Annotated in this window: 23 protein-coding genes; 15 read left to right on the forward strand and 8 right to left on the reverse strand. The window is 67.9% G+C overall.

Annotated features, from left to right (window positions below):
* Positions 1-52: 52 nt before the first annotated feature.
* The 4 genes from lldR (at position 53) to RI032_RS17460 (ending at position 4,653) form a co-directional block, all read left to right on the forward strand.
* Positions 53-817 (forward strand): transcriptional regulator LldR, encoded by a 765-nt coding sequence (lldR, locus tag RI032_RS17445; protein WP_029379987.1) that lies wholly within the window; start codon positions 53-55, stop codon positions 815-817.
* Positions 818-821: 4 nt separating this feature from the next.
* Positions 822-1,961, forward strand: coding sequence for an FMN-dependent L-lactate dehydrogenase LldD (gene lldD / locus RI032_RS17450; RefSeq protein WP_010485059.1), 1,140 nt, complete (start codon positions 822-824; stop codon positions 1,959-1,961).
* Complete coding sequence (gene dld, locus RI032_RS17455) at positions 1,958-3,658, forward strand: D-lactate dehydrogenase (protein ID WP_322547383.1); 1,701 nt, start codon at positions 1,958-1,960, stop codon at positions 3,656-3,658. Before lldD ends, dld begins: the two co-directional genes overlap by 4 nt.
* A gap of 110 nt (positions 3,659-3,768) precedes the next feature.
* Positions 3,769-4,653, forward strand: coding sequence for a hypothetical protein (locus tag RI032_RS17460; protein WP_322547384.1), 885 nt, complete (start codon positions 3,769-3,771; stop codon positions 4,651-4,653).
* A gap of 96 nt (positions 4,654-4,749) precedes the next feature.
* Here the strand turns inward: RI032_RS17460 and RI032_RS17465 are convergent, their stop codons facing one another.
* Entirely contained in the window at positions 4,750-5,046 is a 297-nt protein-coding gene (locus tag RI032_RS17465) for an I78 family peptidase inhibitor (protein WP_010485066.1), read from the reverse strand.
* Positions 5,047-5,217: 171 nt separating this feature from the next.
* Between RI032_RS17465 and RI032_RS17470 the strand changes: the two genes are divergently transcribed.
* Positions 5,218-5,874: a decarboxylase gene (locus RI032_RS17470; RefSeq protein WP_312250848.1), complete on the forward strand. Its 657-nt coding sequence runs from the start codon at positions 5,218-5,220 to the stop codon at positions 5,872-5,874.
* Between the two features lie 68 nt (positions 5,875-5,942).
* Complete coding sequence (locus tag RI032_RS17475) at positions 5,943-6,734, forward strand: CDP-diacylglycerol diphosphatase (protein ID WP_134958724.1); 792 nt, start codon at positions 5,943-5,945, stop codon at positions 6,732-6,734.
* Here the strand turns inward: RI032_RS17475 and RI032_RS17480 are convergent.
* The gene (locus RI032_RS17480) at positions 6,731-7,330 is read right to left on the reverse strand and encodes a GNAT family N-acetyltransferase (protein ID WP_019337893.1); all 600 of its coding nucleotides are present in this window, start codon (positions 7,328-7,330) and stop codon (positions 6,731-6,733) included. The genes RI032_RS17475 and RI032_RS17480 overlap by 4 nt on opposite strands.
* A gap of 218 nt (positions 7,331-7,548) precedes the next feature.
* Here RI032_RS17480 and RI032_RS17485 point away from each other — a divergent pair, with 218 nt between their 5' ends.
* Positions 7,549-10,275 (forward strand): TonB-dependent receptor plug domain-containing protein, encoded by a 2,727-nt coding sequence (locus RI032_RS17485; RefSeq protein WP_322547385.1) that lies wholly within the window; start codon positions 7,549-7,551, stop codon positions 10,273-10,275.
* 104 nt (positions 10,276-10,379) lie between these two features.
* The gene (locus RI032_RS17490) at positions 10,380-11,012 is read left to right on the forward strand and encodes a hypothetical protein (protein WP_322547386.1); all 633 of its coding nucleotides are present in this window, start codon (positions 10,380-10,382) and stop codon (positions 11,010-11,012) included.
* Between the two features lie 29 nt (positions 11,013-11,041).
* On the opposite strand, the gene RI032_RS17495 is transcribed toward RI032_RS17490, so the two are convergent.
* Positions 11,042-11,683: a hypothetical protein gene (locus RI032_RS17495; RefSeq protein WP_043401982.1), complete on the reverse strand. Its 642-nt coding sequence runs from the start codon at positions 11,681-11,683 to the stop codon at positions 11,042-11,044.
* 183 nt (positions 11,684-11,866) lie between these two features.
* Between RI032_RS17495 and RI032_RS17500 the strand changes: the two genes are divergently transcribed.
* Positions 11,867-13,027, forward strand: a complete 1,161-nt coding sequence (locus tag RI032_RS17500; protein WP_322547387.1) for an amidohydrolase family protein — start codon at positions 11,867-11,869, stop codon at positions 13,025-13,027.
* 49 nt (positions 13,028-13,076) lie between these two features.
* Here the strand turns inward: RI032_RS17500 and RI032_RS17505 are convergent, their stop codons facing one another.
* On the reverse strand, positions 13,077-13,514 hold the full coding sequence (locus RI032_RS17505; protein WP_019337889.1) for a DUF3806 domain-containing protein: 438 nt from the start codon (positions 13,512-13,514) through the stop codon (positions 13,077-13,079).
* A gap of 131 nt (positions 13,515-13,645) precedes the next feature.
* Positions 13,646-14,527 (reverse strand): LysR substrate-binding domain-containing protein, encoded by an 882-nt coding sequence (locus RI032_RS17510; RefSeq protein WP_134958859.1) that lies wholly within the window; start codon positions 14,525-14,527, stop codon positions 13,646-13,648.
* Positions 14,528-14,649: 122 nt separating this feature from the next.
* Between RI032_RS17510 and RI032_RS17515 the strand changes: the two genes are divergently transcribed.
* Positions 14,650-15,351 (forward strand): ankyrin repeat domain-containing protein, encoded by a 702-nt coding sequence (locus tag RI032_RS17515; RefSeq protein ID WP_057504431.1) that lies wholly within the window; start codon positions 14,650-14,652, stop codon positions 15,349-15,351.
* Positions 15,352-15,402: 51 nt separating this feature from the next.
* Entirely contained in the window at positions 15,403-16,860 is a 1,458-nt protein-coding gene (locus RI032_RS17520; protein ID WP_322547388.1) for an amidohydrolase family protein, read from the forward strand.
* A 114-nt stretch (positions 16,861-16,974) separates the two neighbouring features.
* Here the strand turns inward: RI032_RS17520 and RI032_RS17525 are convergent, their stop codons facing one another.
* Positions 16,975-17,904, reverse strand: coding sequence for a LysR family transcriptional regulator (locus tag RI032_RS17525; protein ID WP_322547389.1), 930 nt, complete (start codon positions 17,902-17,904; stop codon positions 16,975-16,977).
* Between the two features lie 93 nt (positions 17,905-17,997).
* On the opposite strand from RI032_RS17525, the gene RI032_RS17530 reads away from it, so the two are divergent.
* On the forward strand, positions 17,998-19,191 hold the full coding sequence (locus tag RI032_RS17530; RefSeq protein WP_057504433.1) for an MFS transporter: 1,194 nt from the start codon (positions 17,998-18,000) through the stop codon (positions 19,189-19,191).
* Between the two features lie 581 nt (positions 19,192-19,772).
* Here the strand turns inward: RI032_RS17530 and RI032_RS17535 are convergent.
* Both RI032_RS17535 and RI032_RS17540 read right to left on the reverse strand, forming a co-directional pair.
* Positions 19,773-20,426, reverse strand: coding sequence for a response regulator transcription factor (locus RI032_RS17535; protein ID WP_322547390.1), 654 nt, complete (start codon positions 20,424-20,426; stop codon positions 19,773-19,775).
* Positions 20,419-23,448 (reverse strand): sensor histidine kinase, encoded by a 3,030-nt coding sequence (locus RI032_RS17540; protein WP_322547391.1) that lies wholly within the window; start codon positions 23,446-23,448, stop codon positions 20,419-20,421. Before RI032_RS17540 ends, RI032_RS17535 begins: the two co-directional genes overlap by 8 nt.
* 96 nt (positions 23,449-23,544) lie before the next feature.
* On the opposite strand from RI032_RS17540, the gene RI032_RS17545 reads away from it, so the two are divergent.
* Genes RI032_RS17545 through RI032_RS17555 form a run of 3 tightly spaced genes read left to right on the forward strand, consistent with a single transcriptional unit; the run spans position 23,545 to position 25,024 of the window.
* A complete protein-coding gene (locus RI032_RS17545) occupies positions 23,545-23,877 on the forward strand; it encodes a hypothetical protein (RefSeq protein WP_322547392.1) in 333 nt (110 codons plus the stop codon).
* 50 nt (positions 23,878-23,927) lie between these two features.
* Complete coding sequence (locus RI032_RS17550) at positions 23,928-24,371, forward strand: helix-turn-helix transcriptional regulator (protein WP_019337880.1); 444 nt, start codon at positions 23,928-23,930, stop codon at positions 24,369-24,371.
* Complete coding sequence (locus RI032_RS17555; protein WP_322547393.1) at positions 24,368-25,024, forward strand: hydrolase; 657 nt, start codon at positions 24,368-24,370, stop codon at positions 25,022-25,024. Before RI032_RS17550 ends, RI032_RS17555 begins: the two co-directional genes overlap by 4 nt.
* The last annotated feature ends 1 nt before the right edge of the window (position 25,025 follow it).

The raw sequence follows: 25,025 nt of genomic DNA on the forward strand, positions 1-25,025 counted from the left end.
CCATGCACGCTTGGCCGACCACCCGCTGCGCGCTTCGGGCCACAATGGCGCCATGAGCACGCAACGCATTTCCGACAAGGTGGCCGCACAGCTGCGCGGCCTGGTGCATGAACAACAGCTGCAGCCCGGTGACCGGCTGCCGGCCGAGCGCACCCTGGCGGTGCAGCTGGGGGTCTCGCGCACGGCGTTGCGCGAAGCCATCGCGCAGCTGGCCAGCCAGGGCCTGCTGACCGCACGCGTCGGTGGCGGCACCTATGTAGCCGAACCTGCGGCGCGCGCGCGGCAGGCGCTGGATGAACCGCTGGCGCCGTACCTGCCGCTGTTCCAGGGCGACCCGGAATACCGCTTCGACGTGCTGGAGATCCGCCACGCGCTGGAAGGTGCCACCGCCTGGCATGCGGCCCTGCGTGCCACCGACGAGGATCGCACGCGCATCGCGCAGGCCTTCCAGACCATGATGGACGCGCACGGCAAGGACGACCCCACCGGCGAAGCGGAGGCCGACGCGGCTTTTCATCTGTCCATCGCCGAGGCCTCGCACAACCTCGTGCTGCTGCAGGTGATGCGTGGCCTGTTCGAGCTGCTGCAGACCAACATCTCGCAGAGCCGCGAAAAGCTCTACACCTCGGCGAGGACCTTCTCTCCGCTGTCCGACCAGCACCGCGAGATGATGGACGCGGTGCTGGCAGGCGACCCCGAACGCGCGCGCGCCGCCGCGCATGCCCACCTCGAGTTCGTGCACACCACGCTGCGCACCCTCGATGACAACGAAGCCCGGCGTGCGCGGGCCTCGCGTCTACCTTCCCCACACGGTTGACCCCATGATCATCTCCGCCTCCACCGATTACCGTGCCGCAGCGCAACGCCGGCTGCCGCCGTTCCTGTTCCACTACATCGATGGCGGCGCGTATGCCGAGCACACGCTGAAGCGCAACGTTTCCGACCTGTCCGACATCGCGCTGCGCCAGCGCATCCTGCGCAACATGTCCGACCTGAGCCTGGAAACCGAGCTGTTCGGCGAAAAGCTGGCAATGCCGGTGGCGCTGGCGCCGGTCGGCCTGACCGGCATGTATGCCCGGCGCGGTGAGGTACAGGCGGCGCGCGCGGCCGACAGCCGCGGCATCCCGTTCACCCTGTCCACCGTATCGGTGTGCCCGATCGAGGAAGTGGCACCGGCCATCCAGCGGCCGATGTGGTTCCAGCTGTATGTGCTGCGCGACCGTGGCTTCATGCGCAACGCGCTGGAGCGGGCACAGGCCGCGGGCGTGACCACGCTGGTGTTCACCGTGGACATGCCGGTGCCGGGTGCGCGCTACCGCGATGCACACTCCGGCATGAGCGGCCCGAACGCCTCGCTGCGCCGCATCGGCCAGGCCATCACCCATCCGCACTGGGCGTGGGACGTGGGCCTGTTCGGCCGCCCGCATGATCTGGGCAACATTTCCACCTACCGCGGCAACCCGACCGGGCTGGAGGACTACATCGGCTGGCTGGGCAGCAACTTCGATCCGTCCATTTCATGGAAGGACCTGGAATGGATCCGCGAGTTCTGGAAGGGCCCGATGGTGATCAAGGGCATCCTCGACCCGGATGATGCGCGTGACGCGGTGAAGTTCGGTGCCGATGGCATCGTGGTCTCCAACCACGGTGGCCGCCAGCTGGACGGCGTGCTGTCCACCGCGCGCGCACTGCCGGCGATTGCCGATGCCGTGCAGGGTGATCTGAAGATCCTCGCCGATTCGGGCATCCGCACCGGCCTGGACGTGGTGCGCATGCTGGCATTGGGCGCCGACACCGTGCTGCTGGGCCGTGCCTTCGTCTATGCGCTGGCCGCGCAGGGCGAGGCCGGCGTGGCCAACCTGCTGGACCTGATCGCCAAGGAAATGCGCGTGGCGATGACACTGACCGGCGCGCGCCGCATCGCCGACATCGGCCGCGATTCGCTGGTCAGCCTGCCGTGAGTGGCCACGATGCCGTGCTGGCGCAGTTGCGCGACGCGGTCGGCAACCGCCATGTACTGACCGGCGACAAGGCCACGCGCCGCTTCCGCCGTGGCTATCGTTTCGGCGACGGCCCGGTGCTGGCCGTAGTGCGCCCGGGTACGCTGCTGGAACTGTGGCGCGTGCTGCAGGCAGCGGTGCAGGGTGGGGCGGCGATCATCCTGCAGGCGGCCAATACCGGCCTGACCGGTGGCTCGACCCCGGATGGCAACGACTACGGGCGGCCGATCGTGCTGGTCAGCACGCTGCGCCTGACCGGTATCCAGCTGTTGAACGAAGGCCGCCAGGTGCTGTGCCTGCCCGGCGCCACGCTGGACCGGCTGGAGCAGACGCTGGCACCGCTCGGCCGCGAACCACATTCGGTGATCGGCTCGTCCTGCATCGGCGCGTCGGTGCTGGGCGGCATCTGCAACAACTCCGGCGGCGCGCTGGTGCGCCGTGGCCCGGCCTATACCGAGCTGGCGCTGTATGCGCAGGTCGATGCGGATGGCCAGCTGCAATTGGTCAACCATCTGGGCATCGCGCTGGGCGATACGCCCGAGCAGATCCTGCAGCGCCTGCAGGTGGGCGACTACAGCGCGGCGGATGTTGGCGATGGCAACGGCCGCACGGCCTCCGATCCCCGCTATGCCGAGGAAGTGCGCAAGGTCGATGCCGATACGCCGGCGCGTTTCAACGCCGACCCCAGCCGCCACTTCGAAGCGGCCGGTTCGGCCGGCAAGCTTGCGGTGTTCGCGGTGCGCCTGGACACCTTCGAGAAGGAGGCCGCCGAGGTCTTCTACATCGGTAGCAACCGCACCGGCAGCCTCACTGCGATCCGGCGCCAGCTGCTGACCGGCTTCGAGCGCCTGCCGATTGCCGGTGAGTACATCCACCGCGATGCCTATGACATCGGCGAGCGCTACGGCAAGGACAGCTTCCTGCTGATCGACCGCCTTGGCACTTCCCGCGTGCCCGCCGCGTTCGCGTTGAAGAGCCGTGTCGATGGCTGGTTCGAGCGGTTGGGCCTGCGCGGCGTGACCGACCGTGTGATGCAGGTGCTGACGGGCCTGCTGCCCTCGCACCTGCCCAAGCGCATGGGTGAGTTCCGCCAGCGCTATGAGCATCACCTGCTGCTGAAGGTGTCCGCGCAGGACGCAGCGCAAACCGAAGCCTGGCTGCGCGATTTCTTCGCTGGCCACGAAGGCGGCTATTTCCACTGCACGGCGGAGGAGGGGCGCAAGGCGTTCCTGCATCGCTTTGCCGTGGCCGGTGCCGCAGTGCGCTACCGTGAAGTGCATCGTGACCAGGTGCAGGACATCGTCGCGCTGGACATCGCGCTGCGACGTGACGACGCCGACTGGTTCGAACAGCTACCGGCGGATATCGACGGCCGCCTGCTGCACAAGCTGTATTACGGGCACTTCCTGTGCCACGTGTTCCACCAGGACTACATCGCCCGCAAAGGTGAAGACCCGATGGCGATCGAGCATGCGATGTGGGCATTGCTGGACCAGCGGGGCGCCGAGTATCCGGCCGAGCACAATGTCGGCCACCTGTATCCGGCCAAGCCGGCGCTGGCGGGCTTCTACAGGCAGCTGGACCCGAGCAATACGTTCAATCCCGGTATCGGCCAGACCTCGAAGGCCAAGGGGTGGGGTGGCTGCGACTGCGGATGATGTAGAGCCGAGCCGGCGCTTGGCTGGTGTTTGTGGTGAGAAGCAGTCGAGCAGGGCTCGACGCGCCCGGGCAACGGTTACCATCGGAAGCCCAACCGCAGGAGCCGTCCATGCCCACCGCTGCCGCCCGCGCCACCCTGTGCACTGCATTGCTGGCGATCCCGCTGCTGGCGCTGGCCCAGAGCGCGATCCTGCCGCAGCAGCGCGATGCCGCCGGCAACGTGATGGAGCCGCTGGGACAGGTACTGATCGCGAGTGAGACTGGACCATCGGGGCTTTATGACTGCACGCGGGACGGCAACTGGTGCGTACGCGTGCAGCCGGTGGCCGAGGAGGGGGACCGGCCCACCCTGCTTGAAGTGCTTGAGAAGGGGCCGGGCCAGGGCAAGCCGCACACCTACCACGTCAGCATCGACGTGCCGCAGGAAAGCGAGCTGTCGCTGTGGCCGTGGATCGTGCGCCTGGCCCCGGGCGTGGGCAGCGATGAAACAGTGACCGACCTGCAGCAGCGCACCCGCCAGAATGTGCTGGTGGGCGGCATCGTCACGTTCAGCACCATGTACTCCGGTGGCGGTGCCGATGCGTCCACGCTGCAGTTGGCACGCGTGCGCCACCTGCAGGACGACATCCAGGTGGACGACGACGTGCTGACCGTGCCATGGCTGGGCAATGCGATGATCCGCGCCTGTTTCAGCGAGCAGGACAGCAAGCAGCGTGCAGGCGCCTGCCACGACGAATACAGCTTTTCGGCGAAGCTGGCGCTGGATCCAGCAGGGCAGGGCATGCCCGTGCTGCGCTACCAGACCGTGGCGACCCGGTTCCCGGCCGGTGTTTCGCGCTTCGAGGATTCGCTGGCCAAGGGGCCGCTGAAGAAGAAAGACCTGCGCACCGAGCAGGATCCGGCGTGCACCTATACGCGGTTGTTCCACTTCCGCGAGGGCATGTTCCACCCGGACCAGGCGCTGCCGGACTGCGCCGGCTATACCGAACCCTGAAGTGTAGAGTCGAGCCATGCTCGACTCGGGTTCTCGCGTGGCCCGGCCGCAGAGCAGCCGAGCGTGGGCTCGGCTCTACAAAAACTGAGGCGGCGCTTACTCGCAGCGGGTGGCGGTGATGACGTTGTCCTTGTCCACGAACACGCGCAGGCGGTCTTGGCGGATGTCCTTGGTGGTGATGGTGCTGGGGCCGATCGGGTTGACCAGGCCGGCACCACTCTCGCGGGACAGGCGGCGGATGTTGGGCTCATTGGCCGGCTGGCCGATCGCCCAGCCCAGCTGGCTGGCGTCACAACGGCCGCTGCCTTTGACTTCCGGGCCAGGGGTGCTGACGCAGGCCGACAGCAGCAGGGCAGAGGCCGGCAGCAACAGGGACAGACGGAATGCGGACATGCGAGCGCTCCTGCGCAGGGGAAGATGGCGGGAACGATAGCACCGAGCGTGCGAAAGGCGTCAGCGCCCCGGTCATTGCCGGCACAGCGTGGTCATTGCATAGTGGGAGGAATGGCTGGTAGTACGCCAGCGGGCAGGCCGGACCTTTCCGGCGCAGGTGTTGGATAGGGTATGACGGCAGGCAGTTTCCGCGGCAAGGACAAGACGATGACGGCGCTGGCGTTGTCGTTGCTGGGCGTGGCGTTTGCCGCCTGCGCTGCCGATCCGGAACCCGTGCCGGTCGAATCCCCGGTATTCGGCGCCTGGCGCAACCTGCAGACTGAAGCGGGCTACGCGCCTGCGCAGCGCAATCTGGCGTTTGCCATGCTGCCGCAGGCGGCCACCCGCGGTGACCGTTTCGCCATCCTCGATCGTGAGGGCAAGCGCGCGGTGTGCTGCCTGCAGGTGGCCAGCCCCTCGCTGGGCGTGGCCGCGCTGCGCGAGCAGTACCACCTGCCGCAGGCCTGGGTGACCGACCTGAGCAATGGCCGCAGCCCGGCACGTCCCTATGTGCCGCACGTCTATGCGATGCAACGGGTGGACGAGCTGGCCGACTACAGCTTCGCCGACGTGCCTGGCGCCTACAGCGACCTGGGCGGGCTGCTGATTCCCGAAAGTGCCGCGCTGGAGGCCGACGGCAGCGCCGTCCGCCTGGGGGACATTCGCTATCCGCTGCATTTCCAGCGTCAGCCGCACGCCGATGACGACGGCGCGCTGGATCGCTACAGCCTGCAGGCGGGTGAGGGCGAGGCACCGATCGTGGTTGAAGTGCCGTTCGGCACCTACTGATTGCAGCTTCGCACTGGCTAGAATGCAGCGCGGCGCTGTCTGCCGTGCCTGCTCCGTGAGTCGTTTCCGTGTCCTTGCGCCCCTTCCTGCTGCCGTCCCTGCTGCCGTCCCTGCTGCTGTTGTCCGCCTGCGCCAGCGCGCCGCCGCCGCCGCCGGCCCATTCCGACGCGTTATGGCGATTGATCGAACGTGACTGCCAGGGCGCCGAAGGTCCACGCGGCGACTGCCTGCGCGTGGAGACGGCCGCGGATCGCCGCGATGTGCTGGTCAAGGACGCGCACGGCGACTACCAGTTCCTGCTGATGCCGCTGGACAAGGTCAGCGGTATCGAGAACCGCCGCCTGTACCAGCGTGGTGCACCGAACTACTTCGCTGCAGCCTGGCAGGCGCGCAGCCACACCGAACAGGCCTTGCGGCAACCGCTGCCGCGCAACGTCGCCAGCCTGGCCTTGAACTCGCCGCACGGCCGGTCACAGCACCAGCTGCATATCCATGTGGATTGCCTGCGTGCCGACGTGCTGCAGGCGCTGGACACGCATGCTGCCGCCCTCGGCAGCCGCTGGGCACCGTTGCCGGTGCTGCTGCGCGGCCATCAGTACCAGGCCCGCCTGCTGCCGGGCGCGGAACTGACCGCCAATCCGCTCAATCTGTTGGCCTATGACCTCGCTGGCGTGGACGACGTGGGCCAGTGGAGCCTGGTCGTGGCCGGCCGGGACGAGGTGCAGGGCGGCCCGGGCTTCATTCTGCTGGCGACCCGTGTGGACGCCGGCACCGGCAACGAGGCCAGCGCTGAAGAGCTGCAGGACCACGCCTGCTCGGTGTTGACCGGCGCAGGCGCGTCGCTGGAGCGGGTCCGCTAACCCTGGGGCTGCTGGCGGCTTCGCCAGACCGGTGCGGTCAGCGCCAGCAGCTGGCGATCCTGCCAGCCCTCCAGGTCCAGATGATGGTCGCGCAGCAGGCCTTCCTGCTCGAAGCCGAAGGCGTGCAGCGCAGTGGCGAACGGGTCATTGCAGTCCGGTGGCAGCATCACGAACAGGCGATGCAGGCCGACATCCTCGAACAGGAACGGGCACAGCGCCCGCAGCGCCGCGTCGGTATGCGGGTGCCAGTGTTGCAGCGACAGCAACTCGGCGCTGCGCGCATGCAGCGACTGCAGGCGGATGTGCAGCTGATCCAGCACAGTGCCGTGTTCGTCGTCGAACACCCCCAGCAGCAGCTGGTCGTTGTCCTGCTCCAGACGCGAGCGATGCATGTGGGCGAGAAAGCGTGCCTCCTCGTCGATGTCGCCGGGGTGACGGCGGCCGCGCCGGCGGCGGTCATCGAACAGGCGCCAGCGCGGCAGGTCGGTACGCTGGAAGGGGCGCAGGGTGACCGGTGCGGCCTGCAGCTGCAGCAGGTGACGGCGCAGTACCGGGCGCAACGGGGGAAGGAGGGAGGTGGGATACGGGGTCATCATCCCCGGCACGATGGCCGTGCCCGCAGCGCCACACCATTCAAAACATTGCAAAAGTGTGGCGAATGGCACTGCGGGTCTGATTCGGTTCAGGCATAAGGCCATCAGGCCTGGTCATTTCCGTTGAACCCCCCCATTCAGGACACTTTCGTTACGGGATCGTTATGTGCCGCACAGGCCGCTGTCCCGTACCACCACCCGCCAAACTCCCCAGGAAGCCCATGTCCGCCTCCCACAAGGCGCTGCGCCCGCGTCCGCTGGTGCTCGCACTGTCGTCCCTGATGCTGGTCTCACTGCCGGCCTTCGCGCAGGAAAGCGCACCCACCACATTGCAGGAAGTGAAGGTCACCGGCTCGCGTATTCCGCGCGCCAGTGTGGAGGGGCCCTCGCCGGTGACGGTGATCAGCCGGGAGCAGATCGATGCACAGGGCTACCGCAATGCTTTCGATGCGCTGAGCGCGCTGACCGAGAACACCGGCAACGTGCAGGGCGAGGACTTCGGCAATACCTTCACCCCGGCCGCCAACACCATCAACCTGCGCGGGCTGGGCCCGAACCGCACGCTGGTGCTGGTCAACGGCCGCCGCCAGGCCGACTATCCGCTGGCCTACGAGGGCTCGGTGAACGTGGTCAACCTGGCCAACATCCCCAGTGCGCTGATCGAGCGCATCGAGGTGCTGGCGGCCGGTGCGTCGGCGGTGTACGGCTCCGATGCCATCGCCGGTGTGGTCAACATCATTCTCAAGGACCGCTTTGAGGGTGTGGACGTGAACGTGCGCGCCGGCGGCACCCAGCAGGGCGGTGGCGACAACCAGCGCGCGCAGGTGGTCGGTGGCAGTTCCGGCGAGCGTTGGGATGCGCTGTTCGGCTTCGAGTTCGATGTGCGCAAGGCGATCCACGCGCGCCAGCGCGACTTCATGGATTCGCTGGATGATGACCCGGCCGGCAAGGCGCCGCAGGCGACCGCGATCGCCTATCGTCGCAATGCTGCCACCGGTCGCAACATCGATCCGGGCGTCAGCGGCTGCGACGCAGCGTCGGAGATCTATGGCGGCAGCGTGTTCCGCGCCAACAACCCGCGCCAGGGCTGGTACTGCGGCAGCAACGAGGCCGCCGCCAGCTACTGGACCGTGCAGACCCAGAAGCGCAACCTCAACGGCTACGGTCTGTTGACCTTCCACGTCAACGAGACCACCGACCTGTTCGCTGATGTCGCCGTGGGCAGCGCGCGCATCTACAACAACACGCGTGCGCCGACCTGGACCTCGGCGCGCAACTACTTCTATAACCAGACCACCGGCAATCTGGAAAGCTGGTACCGCCGCTTCGCGCCGGAGGAAATCGGCGGCCTGCCGCGCAATGCCAACCGCTTCCTGGAAAACTCGTGGTCGTTCAACGTCGGCGCACGTGGTCAGATCGGTGACAGTGGCTGGGACTATGAGGCGGTCTACAGCCGCTCGCGTTACGAGAACCGCACCCGCCGCCCGGTGCTGCTGGCCGGCATCAACGAATACCTGCTGGGTCCGAATCTGGGCGTACGCAATGGCGTTGAGGTCTATGCGCCGGACCCGGCACGCCTGTTCAAGCCGTTGACCCCAAACGAATACGAGGGCCTGTCCGACTACCAGGAAAGCCGCAATGCGGCATGGCTGCAGACCTTCAGCGCCAGCGTCAACGGCCGCCTGTTCGCGCTGCCCGGTGGCGACGCTGCATTGGCAGCGGTGGTCGAAGCCGGCAGCCAGGGCTACCGCAACCGCCCGGACCCGCGCCTGGGAACCGGCGAGTTCTGGAACACCAGTGCAGGCGTCGGCGCCGGTGGCGAGCGTGACCGCTACGCCGCAGGTGTGGAGCTGCAGTTGCCGCTGCTGCAGTCGCTGACCACCACGCTGGCCGGCCGTTACGACCAGTACCGTGCGGGTGGCGAGCACATCGGCAAGGCGACCTGGAGCGTTGGCGTCGAGTTCCGTCCGATCGAGAGCCTGCTGATCCGTGGTACGGCGGCGACCAGTTTCCGGGCGCCGGACATGAACTATGTGTTCGCGACGGAGACGCGCGGTTACAACCCGGGCATGACCGACTACTGGCGCTGCCGCACCGCAGGCCAGTCGTACGACAACTGTGACTACAACGGCCTGTCGATCGACTACAGCAACCGCGCCAATGCGCAGCTGCAGCCGGAATCGGCCAAGTCCTATGGCATCGGCGTGGTCTGGTCGCCGCTGTCTGGCCTGGATTTCAGTGCCGACTACTACGACATCCGCATCGACAACGAGGTGACCAGCCTCGATACCAGCCGCATCCTGCGTGACGAGGCCGATTGCCGCCTGGGCCGCACGCTGGGCGGCGAAGCGCGCGATATCGGTTCACCGCTGTGCCAGGACGCGCTGTCGCGGGTGATCCGCAACCCGTCCAACGCAACCGTGCAGCCGGACCAGGTGACCCGTGTGCTGATCAATCCGATCAACGCCGCCTCCGAATCGGTTCGTGGCCTGGACCTGAAGGGCAACTGGCGTTTCGATGCCGGCCGTTATGGCCGCTTCACCACGCGCCTGGCCTACACGGTGGTGCTGGAGCACAAATACCGGCAGTTCTCCGATGATCCGGAGCGTGACATCCGCAATTCGCTGGATGACTACCAGTGGCGCAGCAAGGCCAACGGCAGCATCACCTGGAACCAGGGTGACTGGACCACCACGCTGTACGGCAACCGCTTCGGCTCACTGCCGAAGACCGATGGCAGTGGCCGCATCGCGCCGTACATGACGTACAACGCCAGCGTGTTCCGCCAGTTCGGCGAGAACCTGTCGGTGGGCGTGATCGTCAACAACCTGCGCGACAGCCGCCCGCCGGCGGACAAGAACGGAGGCGGCTGGCCGTTCTACCCGGTCGGCAATTACGACCCGTACGGCCGCCAGTACTGGGTGCAGCTGGATTACCGGTTCCGTTGATCCGGCAGGCGAACGAAAGGCCCGGCAATGCCGGGCTTTTCTTTGTGCAGTGCACCGGTGCTGCCGCTGCGCGCGTGGCATGCTGTGGCGATACCCGGAGGATGATGCGCATGGATGCCAGAGTGTGGAGTGTGATTGCCGTGCTGGCCATTGCCGGTTGCAGCAGCAAGCAGGCGGCCAGTGTGGACGATGCTGCGGAGGCGGCCAGCGCCGCGCCCGTGCCGTCTCTTTCCAATGCAGTGACCGATGCTGGATCAGCGCGCGTGCCAACGGCATCGACGCGTGCGACGGCCGGGCAAGGGCCTGCGGATCCGGAGGGACACTTCCTCGAGGGCGAGCGCTTGCTGTTGACTGAAGGAGCACTGTCGGCGGAAAAGAGCGACGTGATCCTGGGCTCGGACAACGCCTTTGCGCAGGCGATCAGCCAGTTCGAGCAGGATGCGGCGGGCCACCCGGAAGTGCAGGACCTGACCCGGCTCTACAGGACGGCTGCGACCCGGCTCATCGGCAGCGACGGCACGCTGGTGTCTTTTGCCTGTGGCTACAGCCTGTGTGTCGGCGAGATCCGCAGCCGCACCGATGAGGATTTCAGCGCCTGGTCCGAGGCGATCGGCATGGACAAGGCAAGTCCGGTCTACAGCCTGACCACGGCACCGATGACGTGGGGCAGGGACCAGCACGGCGGGCGTTTCGTGTTTTCGGTGGACCCGGCCGCCAACGCCATCACGGGTTGGTAGCGGCGGGACATGCCCGGGACAGCAGTGCGCTACGGCAGCGCCTGTTGGAGGTACGACTCGATGACGTAGCTGAAAGGCTGCTGCTGGCGGTCGCGCAACAGGGCACGCACCTCCAGGATCACGCCGTGATCGCCTTCACCCCGCGGCGGCCAGAACGTCTGGTCAGCCAGGGTCTGGCGCTGGAAACCGAGCGGGCCGACCACGCGACCGAACGGCTCGTCGGTGCTGTCCAGCACCTGGTTCATGGCTGGGCTGAGGTGGCCGGGCAGGTACCAGTTGTCGGCCTCGGACAGCACCCGGCTGCCGCAGACCAGCTGTACGCGGCGATAGCGCAGTTCGGTACCCGGCGTCGCGCCCAGCGACTGCAGAACGTCGGCGGGGGCCGGCTTGTCCTGGCCGTGTATGCGCACTGCACGCACCCGCGCCTGTTCGGCCAGGCCGTGCTCGGCGCACCAGTGTTCCAGCGTGGCGGTGGCGCTCTGCCCGGACAGCACGCGCTGGTGCAGGCGCTCGACCAGTGCCGCCGGGGCGATGCGCTGCTGGCCCGGCGGCGACTGCAGCGGCGCAGCGGCCGCAGCATCAGTGGCGGACAGGCTGGCGATCGGGGCGGCGGCAAGCAGGGACGCGGCCTGCCAGCGGCGGAGGCGATCGTGGCGGTCGGACGGGCCCATGCGGCATCACAACGGAAACAGGCGCCCATGTTACCCGTTCAGGGGTGTGCACGGCGTGGCTGCGACCGGTTGTCGCAGGGCTGATCATTTTTCTGGTGAATGTGTGCCATCCAGATATTTCGTTGGCCGATGGCTGTGTCGAGGCGCACGATGGCGCCAGTCTTGGCTTTCCGGGAGTTCCCGATGACCCTCCAGTTCGTCCATGGCGGTGTCGACCGCGACGGTGCGCCACTGCATTTCCATATCCGTGATGGCCGCATCAGCGGCCTCAATGGCGAGGCCGCGCCGGCTGACGGGGCGGAATGCGTCAACCTGCAGGGCTTCGCGGTGCTGCCCGGGCTGGTGGACGGCCACATCCACCTCGACAAGAGCTTTGTCGGCGACCGTTGGCACCCGCACCAGCCGGTGAACAGCCTGCGTGAGCGGCTGGCGGTAGAGAAGGCGGCGGTGGCGGGTGCAGCACCGATGGTGGACCGTGCCGAGGCGCTGATCCGCCAGTGCAGTGCTTTCGGTACCGTGGCGATGCGCTGTCATGTCGATATCGATGCCAGCACCGGGCTTGGCCATCTCGAAGCCGTACGCGAGGCGGCGTTGCGCTGTGCGGACATCATGCGCATCCAGCTGGTGGCGTTCCCGCAGGCCGGGGTGATGTCCTGTCCGGGTACCGCCGCGGTGCTGGAGCAGGCGCTTGCCGCGGGCGTGGAAGTGCTCGGCGGCATCGACCCGACCACGCTCGATGGTGATGCCGAAGGCCAATTGGCGCTGCTGTTCGGCCTGGCCGAGCACTACGGCGTGCAGCTGGACATCCATCTGCACGAGCCGGGCGAAACCGGCCTGGCCCAGCTGCTGCGCATCGCCGCGCGGACACGGGCTGCCGGCCTGCAGGGGCGTGTTGCGGTCAGCCATGCCTATTCGCTGGGCGACGTGCCGCTGGCGCGCGCGCTGCAGGTGGGCGAAGCATTGGCCACCGCGGGTGTGGCGATCATGAGCAACGCGCCGGGGGATCATCCGTTCCCGCCGCTGCGCGCGCTGCATGATGCCGGTGTGCGCGTGTTCGCAGGCAACGACAACATCCGTGACTGCTGGTGGCCGTATGGCAATGGCGACCTGCTGCAGCGGGCGATGCTGCTGGGCTACCGGTCCGGCTTCTACACCGATGCCGACCTGATGCTGGCGCTGGACATGGTCACCACCCATGCCGCGCAGGTGATCGGCCTGCCGCAGCATGGTATTGCCGAAGGCCGGCCGGCGACCTTCGTGGCCGTGCGTGCCGACCACGGCCCGGCGGCCGTGGCTGCGGTGCCGCTGGAGCGCCGCGTGGTGGTCGACGGCCGCTGGCTCTAGATCCACGCCGCGCAACCCCCTGTAGTGCCGAGCCATGCTCGGCGACCTTTCAGGCGTAATCGTCGGCGCGGGTGGCGATGAATTCCTCAAGCCACGCCAGCAGATGGGCGATGTCGATGATCTCGCCCTGCTCGACGCGCTTGAGCAGCAGCGTGCTGGCGCCGATCTGCAGGCTGCTGTCGGCATAGCGCAGCACCGCGTCGATGCCCCAGGCATCGGTCACCTGCATCCAGGCCAGGCCCGGCACGCGCTGGGCCAGGGTGTCACCGAAGGCCACGCCCAGCGCTTCCCAGCCATCGCCGTCGTCACGATCGATCAGCTCGGCATCGACCACGCGCTGCAGGGTGGTGGCCGCCAGCGGCCACTGCACCGGCAACGTCGGAAAGCCGGCGGCCACGCGCGCGGCGATCAGCGAACGCTGGTGCTGCAGATGCGTCTGCAGGGCAGCGGGCAGGGGATCGAAACGGGTGGGGATTTCGTCGGACATGGCAAGGCGCCGTGGGGCACGGAAACATCAGGCACTCTACGAGCCGATGTTGCCGGCCGTGCGGCCGGATTGACCATGTTTCGATGCGTGATGCGCGAAGTTCATCCACGCATGGCGTGGATCTACTGTGGTCAGTCCGGTTCGCGTTGCACCTGCCGCCACAGCTCGCTGGCCAGTGCGCGCACGGCATCGTCGGCATCGGCACGGTGCAGCAGGCCGATTTCGTAGTTGTCGATCACCGGCAGCTCACGCTCGCCATCGATGATGCGGTGCTCGCGGCTGACCGCGCGGCGCGGCAGCAGGCTGATGCCGATGCCATCGGCCACGGCGCCCTGGATGCCACTGAGCGACGAACTGGTGAAGGCGATGCGCCAGCGCAGGCCCAGCGCTTCCACGGCGTGGATCATCTCGTCGCGATACAGCCCTCGCGGCGGGAAGGTGACCAGCGGCAGCGGGTCCTGCTGCAGGCAACTGCTGCGCAGGCTGTCGATCCAGTGCATCGGCTCGCGCCGGCAATGCACCGCCTGGCGGCTGTTGCGGCGCTGCTTGACCAGCACCAGGTCCAGCTCGCCGTGGTCGAAGCCCTGCGCCAGGTCACGGCTCAGGCCGCTGCTGATCTCCAGTTTCACCTGCGGGTGGCGGCGGCTGAAGGCGGCCAGCATGCGGGTGGTCTGCGGGTTGACGAAGTCCTCCGGCACGCCGATGCGGACGGCGGTCTCCACCATCGCGCCGGCCAGCGCCTGTGCCATTTCCTCGTTCAGGTCGAGCATGCGCCGCGCGTAGCCGAGCAGGGTGTGGCCGGCGTCGGTGGGGTGAACGTCGCGGTGGCCGCGTTCGAGCAGGCGATGCCCGGCCAGTTCCTCCAGCCGGCGTACCTTCTGGCTGACCGTGGATTGTGTCGAATGCAGGCGCGTGGCCGCCGTGGTGAAGCTGCCGCAGTCGGCCACCATCACCAGCGCCCGCAGCAGGTCCAGTTCGAACAGGGTTCTATTCGATTTGGCACTGTCTTGCATTTGAACATTTCACTTCTGGATACCCAAGCCGACTTCTACCATGCAGGGCAGGGGCCGGCAATGCCCGGCTGTTGCTACCGTCGCCCGGTGCTCCGTGGCGACGGACATGAGGAGTCACTGTCATGCGCGTCCATCGTTCCCCTGGCTGGCGTGCGCCGTTCGCGCGCGTGCTGCTGTTGTGCCTGCTGGCCATGGTCACCCCGGCCTGCACCGCAACGTCCAAAGCCGACGTCGATGGCCGCCTGCGTGATGCTGCCAGCCGCGGTGACGCTGCTGCGGTGCGACAGGCGATCGAGGAGGGCGCCACGCTGGAGGCGCGCGATGGACAGGGCCGCACCGCGCTGCTGCTGGCCACGCATGGCAACAACGTGGATGCCGCGCGCGAGCTGATCGAGGCCGGTGCCGACGTCAACGCCAAGGATGCGTTGCAGGACAGCGCCTACCTGTACGCAGGCGCGCGTGGCCTTGATGAGATCCTGGCGATGACCCTGGCGCATGGTGCCGATCTTCGCAGCACCAACCGCTATGGCGGCACCGCGCTGATTCCGGCGGCAGAGCGCGGCCATGTCGCCACTGTGCGCACGCTGCTGCGGGCCGGCGTGGCGGTGGACCATGTCAACCGCCTGCACTGGACTGCGCTGCTGGAAGCGATCCTGCTCGGCGATGGCGGCGCGCGCCACGTGCAGATCGTGCAGCTGCTGCTGGAGGCCGGTGCCGACCCGGAGCTGGCTGACGGCGACGGTGTGACGCCGCTGGCGCACGCGCGCCAGCGCGGCTATTCCGGAATTGAAACCCTGCTGCGCCAGCACGGCGCGGTGCGCTGAATGCAAACCCCTTCCACCCGCACGCTGGGCGTGCCCACCAGGATGCTGTCCATGTTCCGTTCCCGTCCGTTGTCCTTCGCCATCCTTCTTGCGGTGGCACCGCTGTCGGCGTCTGCTGCCGAGCGCGCCGACCTGCTGATCCGCAACGCCACCGTGGTCGATGTCGAGCACGCCAGTACCCTGGCTGGTCAGAGCGTGGTGATCCGCGGCGAGGACATCGTCGCTGTCGGCCCGGACGCGCAGCTGCGCAGCCAGTGGAGCGCGACCCGCCAGATCGATGCCAAGGGCAAATACCTGATCCCGGGGCTGTGGGACATGCACGTGCACTTCGGTGGTGGCCCGGCGCTGATCGAAGAGAACAAGGCACTGCTGCCGCTGTACATCGCGCATGGCATCACCACGGTGCGTGACTGTTCCGGCGATCTGCCCGAGCAGGTGCTGCAGTGGCGTGGCGAGATCGCCAAGGGCACCCTGTTCGGCCCGCGCCTGCTGAGTTCCGGCGCGAAGATCGAAGGCATCAAGCCGGTCTGGAAGGGCACGATCGAAGTGGGCAGCGAGGCCGACGCCGACAAGGCAATCGCCCGCCTGCAGCACGACAAGGTCGATTTCGTGAAGATCACCGACAGCACGCTGAAGCCGGAACTGTTCCTGTACTCGGCCAGTGCCGCGCGCAAGGCCGGATTCAAGGCGTCGGGCCACATCCCGATGGCGCTGACCGTGGAGCAGGCGGTCGATGCCGGCCTGGCCTCGATCGAGCACCTGGACTACGCGTTCAAGGCCGGCAGCAAGGACGAGGCGCAGATTGCCGCCGACTTCGGAGCTGGCCGCATCGACCGTGCCGAAGCCAACCGCCGCCTCGACGCCAGCTTCGACCGTGACACCGCAATGCGGGCCTACCGTGATTTCGCCAAGCGCGGCGTATTCGTGACCCCGACCCTCAACGGCGGCCGCATCCTCGACTTCCTCGACCAGGATGACCACGCCAACGACCCGTACCTGGCCTACATCGGCCCGGGCCTGCGCGCGACCTACCAGTGGCGCGTGGACCGCGCGGCGAAGGCGACGCCGGCGCAGATCGAAGCGCGCCACGCGCAGTACCACCAGGTGGCCGCCGTGCTGCCGCTGCTGCAGGAAGCGGGTGTGACGATCATTGCCGGTACTGATGCGGGCTTCCTCAACTCGTTCAACTTCCCGGGCATCGCCCTGCACCAGGAACTGCAGCTGTTCGTGAAGGAAGGCCTGAGCGCACCGCAGGCACTGTCGGCCGCAACCCGTTCCGGCCCGGCCTGGTTCGGCCAGATGGACCGTTACGGTGGTGTCGCGCAGGGCAAGGCCGCCGATCTGGTGCTGCTGACCGCCAACCCGCTGCAGGACATCGCTGCCACCGAGAAGATCGACAGCGTGATCCTGCGCGGCAACGTGTATGACCGCGCCGCGCTGGACAGGATGCTGGCCGACACCAAGGCCAAGGTCGCGGCGTGGAATGCCGAGGCGACGAAGGCCAATTGATGGTGCGGCGGGGCGGAATCCACGCATGGCGTGGATCTACCGGTTACCGTCCGGGCATCCATACCCGCGATCAGCAGTAGATCCACGCCATGCGTGGATGATGCGGCCGGTGACCTAGCGCGGCGCCGGCCGCATGCCGTGCAGCTGCGGTAGTGCGGCCTTCATCGCATCGATGAAGGCGCGCAGCCGCGGCGGCTGCTGGCGCGCTGCGGGAAATACCACGTGTACCGGCAGTGGCGGTGCCTGCCAGTCCGGCAGCAGCTGCACCAGCCGCCCTTGTGCGAGGTCGTCGGCCACCAGCCAGGCCGAGACCACGGCCGCTCCCAGCCCGGCACATGCGGCCTGCTGCACCACGAACAGGTTGTCGCTGAGCAGGCGCGGGCTGATCGAAAGGGTATGCGCGTGCCCCTGCGCGTCATGCAGCAGCAGTCGTTCGCGGTAGTAGGTGACCAGCGAGATCCACGGCAGTGACTGCGCCTGTTCCGGCGTGCTGACTGCCGTGGCGTCCACCAGCGAGGGCGCCGCCACGACGATGCGCGGTACTTCGGCCAGCGGCAGCGCGACCATGCGCGGTTCGTCGACCGGACCCACCCGCACCGCGCAGTCGATGCCTTCTGCAATGAAATCCGGACGCCGATCTTCAAGGATCCACTCCAGGCTCAGCTGCGGATGCCGGGCGAGGAATGCGAGCATGGTCGGCAGCAGCTGCGCCTGGCCGAAGGCATGCGGCACCATCACCCGCAGACGGCCGCGCAGTGTTTCCGGCTCGCCGTGGAGTTCGGCCTGCAGCGACTCCCATTCGTCGACCACGCGTTGCGCATGGCGCTGGCAGCGCAGGCCATCCTCGGTCAGTTGCAGGCCATGGGTGGAGCGCAGCAGCAGGCGCAGGCCGATCTGCCGCTCCAATGCCTGCAGGCGTCGGCTGACCGTTGGCTGGGTGGTGCCCAGCTGCACGGCTGCGGCAGACAGGCTGCCGGCATCGACGATGCGCAGGAAGGTGCGCAGCAGATCCAGGCGATCGGCGCCAGCGGTGAGCTCGGTCATGCGTAGGGCGTATGAATGATATGTATTTCAGCCTACTACAGACGTTGGGCGAATGCGGGCAGGATACGTCCACTTCTTCCACCGGACTCCCCCATGTCTACCCCTTCGCTGTCCGTCGCCGCCGCACCCGCGACTGCACCCTCCACCCCGCTGGTGCTGGCAATGGCGGCCGGCGCCGGCTTCTCGGTCGCCTCGCTCTATTACAGCCAGCCGATGCTGGGCCTGATCGCCCAGGACCTCGGCGCGGGTGAGCGCGCCGCTGGCCTGGTACCGACCCTGACCCAGCTTGGCTATGCAATGGGCATCCTGCTGCTGGCGCCGCTGGGTGACCGGTTCGACCGCCGCAAGCTGATCCTGTTGAAATCTGCATTGCTGGCACTGGCATTGGGTGCTGCAGCGATGGCCGGGCACCTGCCGGGCCTGCTGATGGCCAGCCTGCTGGTCGGGCTGATGGCCACGCTGGCGCAGGACATCGTGCCGGCCGCTGCGGTGCTGGCACCGGATGCGCAGCGCGGGCAGATCGTCGGCCGGGTGATGACCGGCTTGTTGCTGGGCATCCTGTTGTCGCGCGTGGTCAGTGGCGTGGTGGCTGAAGCGTGGGGTTGGCGCACGCAGTTCGTACTGGCTGCGGTATCGGTGGCGGCGATGGGCGCGGTGATGGCGCGTGCGCTGCCGCGTTTTGCACCGACCAGCACGCTGCGCTATCCGGCGTTGCTGGGCTCATTGCTGGCGTTGTGGCGCGAGCAGCCGCAGCTGCGCCGTGCGGTGGCCAGCCAGTCGCTTCTGGCGGTGGGTTTCAGTGCATTCTGGTCGACCCTGGCGCTGATGCTGCATGCTCGTCTGGGCCTGGGCAGTGCGGCGGCGGGTGCGTTCGGTATTGCGGGTGCGGCCGGTGCACTGGCCGCACCATTTGCGGGTCGATTCGCCGATCGCTTGGGTTGCCATGCAGTGGCGCGGCTGGCGATCGCGGTGGCGTTGCTGGGCTTCGGCCTGCTGCTGGCTGAGTCCTGGCTGCCGGCCGCCGCGCTGCTGCCGCTGCTGGTGGTGAGTGCGCTGCTGTTCGACTTCGGCTTCCAGTCGGCGCTGGTGGCGCACCAGACGCTGGTCTATGGCCTGGTGCCGCCGGCACGTAGCCGGCTCAATGCGTTGCTGTTCACCGGCATGTTCATCGGCATGGCTGCCGGTGGTGCGCTGGGCAGCCTGGCGCTGGCGCAGTGGGGGTGGCACGGCGTGGCCTGGTTGGCGGTGGTATGTGCGGGCGGCAGCTTGCTGCTGCGTTTGAAGTAGGGGTGGTGTTCGGCAGGGCTTGCAGCCCTGCACCTGCTGGAGGCAACGGCAACAGCAACGGCAACAGCAACGGCGGGGTTCCTGTAGGTAGGCGGGGTGGGTCCGGTTGCGGGGGACGCCGTGAATCCGTCCATGGAGGCTCGGTCGCGCCTTGCTCGTGTGCGCTGTCCTGCGCACACGGCAAGACCGGGGTTGGGCGTCCTGCCCAACCCGCCCGAGGCATGCCTCGGGCCCATGGCGCTCACGCCCCCGCAACCGGACCCACCCCGCCTTCGACAGTTTCCTGCGGTGTGTTGGAACGGCTCTTGGGGTCAGATTGATTTCGATATCTGACAGAAGTGTCGACCAAGGTCGACACCTACCAACCGCCATCGGAATCTGTCAGAGGTGGGGCGGTGTCGGAGTGCGGGGTGTCAGCCGCACGGATGCGGCTGCCAAGCTTACAGGGACGTACTTGCCGCGTCCCCGCACTCCGGCACCGCTCCGCCATCCCACGGAAAGCCCGCTTTTGCTGTTGAGGTTGCCGGCCACCGGCCGGCACTGCCGCGGGTGCAGGGCTGCAAGCCCTGCCGAACAACCCCCTAATCGTGACCGCTGTCGTCCAGGCTGATGATGCCGCGGCGCAGCGCCTGGGTTACCGCATGCGTGCGATCACCCACGCCCAGCTTGTCCATCAGGCTCTTCATGTGGGCCTTCACCGTCTGCTCGGAAATCTGCATGCGCTCGCCGACGCGCTTGTTCGACAGGCCACCGGCCACGTGCCGCAGTACCTCGGTCTCGCGCGGTGACAGGCGGTCTTCGATCACATGCGCGGCGATGCTGGCGGCCACCGCTGGAGGAATCGGCGCACGGCGGCCACCGGCCACCGTGCGGATGGTGTCGACCAGTTCGTGGCGCAGCATGTCCTTCAGCAGATAAGCGCTGGCACCCGCCTGCAGGGCCCGCACCGCGCGTACATCGCCGCGGTAGGTGGTCAGCACGATGATGCGCGCACGCGGGTCCATCGCGCGGATCCGTACGATCGCTTCGACGCCATCCAGGCGTGGCATCTGCAGGTCCATCAGCACCACGTCGGGCTGCAGCTGCTGGTAGCGTGCGATGGCTTCCTCGCCATCGGCGGCTTCGCCCAGCAGGCGCAGGTCGGAATGGGCGCCCAGCAGCGCCGCCAGGCCGTCACGCAGCAACGGGTGGTCGTCGACCACCAGCACGCCGATCGGGGCAGGGGACTCAGTCATGGTTTGCTTTACTCCAGGGCCATCGCCAACGCGATGGGCGGCGGTGATACAGGCGCCGGGCGGGAACCGCCAGCGCGACTTCGGTCCCCAGCCCGGCGCGGGTCCACAGCTGCAGTTCCGCACCGAGGCGCTGTGCACGTTCGCGCATGCCCTGCAGGCCCCAATGACCATGGCCGGCGTTCTCGTCGGCGATGCCGACGCCATCGTCGCGCACGTGCAGCAGGAAGCAACGCGTGCCGTACGACAGCTCCACTTCGATGGCGCTGGCGTTGGCGTGGCGCAACGCGTTGCGGATGGCCTCGCGACCAATCAGGAACACTTCCTCCGCGGCATCGGCCTGTAGTGATGGCGTCGCGCCCTCAACGGTCAGGCGCAGAGGATTGGTGCCATGCCCCGCGTACTCGGCATGCACATCGGCCAATGCCGAAGCCAGGTCGCGGCCGGCGAAAGGGCCGTCGCGCAATGCGTTGACGCGTTCGCGGCCCTCGGCCAGATTGCGCTCGGCCAGCTGCATCGCCGACTCCAGCTGGCCGCGCACTGCTTCTGGCGTCTGCGTGGACTGGCTGATTGCATGCAGGCGCAGGATCAGGCCCTGGCTGCCCTGCAGCAAGGTGTCGTGCAGGTCGCGCGCGATGCGCTCGCGCTCGCCGTTGCGTTCCTGCAGGCGCGCGCGGAACAGCGCGGCGAGCTGGCCACTTCGGATGCGCACGGCCAGTACGAGCAGCGCCAGCACGGCGGCCACGCACAGCAGCTTGAACCACACGGTCTGGATGAAGGTGGGCGCGATGCGGAAGCTGCGGCTGGCCGGGACCGTGCTCCAGATGCCGTCCTCATTGGCGGCTTCCACGTCGAAGCGATAGCTTCCCGGCGCCAGGTTGGTGTAATAGGCGCGGGTGCTGCTGCCTGCGTCCTGCCAGCCGTCATCGACGCCGGAGAGTCGATAGCGATAGCGGTTGCGCTCCGGGCGGGCCAGTGAAAGCGCCACGTAGTCGATCTGCAGCTGGCTGGTGCCGGCCGGCAGGCGCAGGCCGTCCCGCAGTGGTTGCTGTTCGCTGCCATACAGCACGTCGCCGATGCGAACGCTGGGTGCCAGTGTGTTGACGTGCGAACGCTTGGTGTCCAGCCAGGCCAGGCCCTGGTTGGTCGCCAGCCACAGAAGACCGTCGTCGGCCAGGGTGGCGGTGGCGATCGGCCCGCTCTGCAGGGCAATGCCGGGCATGCCATCCACCGCATCGAACAGGCGGGGCGTCACCTGCTGCCCTGCCTGCATTGCTCGGCGCAACAGGCTGCTCTCAAGACGCACCAGGCCACGGCTGCCATTGAGCCACAGATGCCCGCCCGCATCGGCGACCATGCCGGTGATGCCTTCGAGGACGCCGGCCATGTCGGTGCGCACTGCAACGAAGGGCCCCTCGCCGATGCGTGCGGCGAGTCCGGCTTCGCCGGCTACCAGCAGCAGGTCCTGATGCTGCAGCAGGGCGGTCACCGGCCCTACCGAAAGGCCCTGCGCTGCGCCGAAGGCATCGATGGTCGTGGTGCCCATCCGGCGCACGCGACCATCGGCGTAGCCGAGCAGCAGCTGGCCATGGGCGTCCAGCGCCAGGGAGGAGCAGGCCTGCTCGGGCAGGCGACTCGCCCGCTGCCATTGCTCGTCCCGGTAATGCAGCACACCGCGTTCGCCCGTGCATACCCAGGCCTGCGTCTCGTCGGGAAACAGCAGGGCGTGCAGCGGCTGCCCGGTGAACGGCGCGGGCAGCGGAATCAGCGTGGTACGGCCTTCGACAGTGCGCGCCAGATTGACCCAATCGAACTGCCAGATCGGCGCAGGTGCCTGCCGCGCTGCGGCCTGCAGCTGTGCGGCGCTGCCTTCCAGCAGGGACCGCCGCAGGTCGTAGGGCTTGAGGTCTTCACCGTAGCCGTAGACCCGTCCGTCAGTGGTGCGCACCAGCGAGCGGTAGGGATCACTGGGGCCGACCGCCAGGGTGTGCACGCTGCGCGCGCGGAAGCGGTTGAGGCCAAGATTGGTACCTACCCAGAGGTTGCCCTCGCGGTCGGCGATGATCGGCACCGCCGAGGTGGCCGTCAGGCCATGCGGTGAATCGAAGCGCTCCATGCGCACGGCTCGGGTGCCGTCGAACGTGACCCGGGCGACGCCTCCATGCGGGCTCATCGTCGCCCACAGCGCGCCGTCGGTGGTGAACTGCATGCGGGCAGCGACCAGGTCGGGCAGGCGCCTCGCCTCACGTTCGGGCCCGGTCAGCAGACCATGTGCGTTTGCCAGTGGCGAGGCGCCACGGACGCGGTCGGCCAGCCACACCTCACCCTGCGGGTTCTCCACCAGTGTTGCCATCTGCGAGACGGCGATGCCGGTATCAATGAAGGCCGCCTGGTGGGGTCCGCGCATCCATATCTTCAGATCCGCCAGTACCCAGAACGTGCCACGGCTGTCATGCAACACCCATTGCACGCGGTGTTCCGGCAGCCCGGCGGAGGCCGGCGGGGGTTGCCAGCGCCGGCCATCGAACCAGCGCAGCCCACCATTGATCGCTGCCCAGAGGCGGCCCTCGCGGTCCTGGCTGAAGTGCGGCACCACGCCGACCGGTACGCCCTGTTGCCGACCGTAGTTGTGCAGTTGGCCGCGTGCGAGTTGGCTGATGCCGGCCTGGAAGTAGCCGATCCACGTTGCGTCGTCGCGCCCGACTGCCAGGGTGACCATGTTGGTGGACGGGAAGCTGCTGCCCGGTGGTGGCGCCTGGCGTTCAAAACGGCGGCCGTCGAAGCGGTACAGGCCAGAACCGGTCGCCAGCCACAGCAGTCCATCACGGTCCTGCGCAATGTCCCATATATCGCCAGGCGCACCCTGGCCGACCCGCCATGCGGTGTGCTCGTAGCCGGGCAGTCCGCTGCTCAGGGCGGGGCGCTGCACGGCGAGCGCGGGCAGGGCGGTCATCAACAGCAGGCACGTCAGCAGCGCCGGTAAGCGACGCAGGAACGGGAAGGGGCGGCCACGCATGGTGCGCATTCTGGCAGGTGCGGGGCAGGCCAGGGTGACCCGAACGGGGTAGGCGGCACGCGGTCCGTTCCGATATCACGCCGGCATGCCCCGTGGAGCCCGGTCATGCAGCGCCTGTTCGTGATGTTTCCCGACCGTGGCCCGGGCCTCGGCCTGCTGTGGCTGCGGCTGTGCATTGCGGCCGCTCTTTGCGGGCCCGATATGCCAGGCGGCTGGTGGTCGGCCTTGTACCTGCTGGCCGTAGCGATGCTCGCACTTGGTGTGCTGACACCACTGGCGGCAGTGATGGCGGCCGTGGGTCTGTCCACGCTGCCCGGGCCTTGGCCACTGGCGCTGCTGCCTCTGGCCCTGCTGGTGCTGGGGCCGGGCGCCTATTCGCTGGACGCACGGCTGTTCGGTCGCCGCGTGATCGGCCGCCGGCCTCCCCCATTCGGGTAGGTGCTGGCCTCGACCGACGGGGGTAGGGCATCGTGCAGGCGCCCCGCACCATGGGCCACCCCCTCGCGGCGACCTCGATGGCCACCGTTACTCCACAGGAATTCCCCGCTGCGTCGCTGGCACCACAGCAGGTCGCAGCATTGCAGCGTGCATTGCGCTATGTCGATGAACACCTGTCGCAGCCGCTGCGGGTGACCGAACTGGCGGCGGCCGCCTGCGTCAGCCGCTTCCATCTGGTGCGCCTGTTCCGTACCGGTACCGGTGCCAGCCCGCTGCGCTATGTGCGTCGCCGCCGCATCGAGCGTGCGCGCCAGCTGCTGCCGGGTGCGCAGTTGCCGATGGCCTGCCTGGCCCAGCAGCTGGGCTTCTTCGACCAGAGCCATTTCGTCCGCAGCTTCCGCGCGGAGACCGGCTGCAGCCCAGGCCAGTACGTCGCCGGCGATGCCGCCCTGTTGCTTCCCCTTGATCGTGTTTCCAACGGAGTCCATCCATGAGCCTTGCCACCGCCACTCCCGCCCCGGCGCTGCTGTCGCCGACCGACCACGCCCTGGTGCTGATCGACTTCCAGTCGCAGATGGCGTTTGCCACGCACACCATCGACATCTCCGCGCTGCGCAACAACGTGTCGCTGATCAGCAAGGGTGCCAAGGGCTTCCACGTGCCGGTGCTGCTGACCACGGTGGCGGAAGCCTCGTTCTCCGGCCCGATGTTCCCCGAACTGCCGCAGATCTTCCCGGGCCAGACGGTGTTCGACCGCACCTCGATGAATACCTGGGAAGACCAGCCGGTGATCGACGAGATCAACCGTATCGGCAAGCGCCGGCTGGTGATGGCCGGCCTGTGGACCAGCGTCTGCATCGTCGGCCCGGCGCTGTCGGCACTGGCGCAGGGCTTCGAGGTATATGTGATCACCGATGCCTGTGGTGATGTCAGCGAAGAAGCGCACGAGCGTGCGATCACCCGCATGGTGCAGGCCGGCGCGGTGCCGATGACCAGCGTGCAGTACCTGCTCGAACTGCAGCGCGACTGGGCACGCGGGGAAACCTACGACCTGACCACCTGCATCGCGCGCGATCACGCGGGTGGCTATGGCATCGGCATCCAGTACGCCAAGCGCATGTTCGGCGCGCAGGAAGGCGGGCACTGAG

Source organism: Stenotrophomonas geniculata, from assembly GCF_034508895.1.
Taxonomy (GTDB): Bacteria; Pseudomonadota; Gammaproteobacteria; order Xanthomonadales; family Xanthomonadaceae; genus Stenotrophomonas; species Stenotrophomonas geniculata.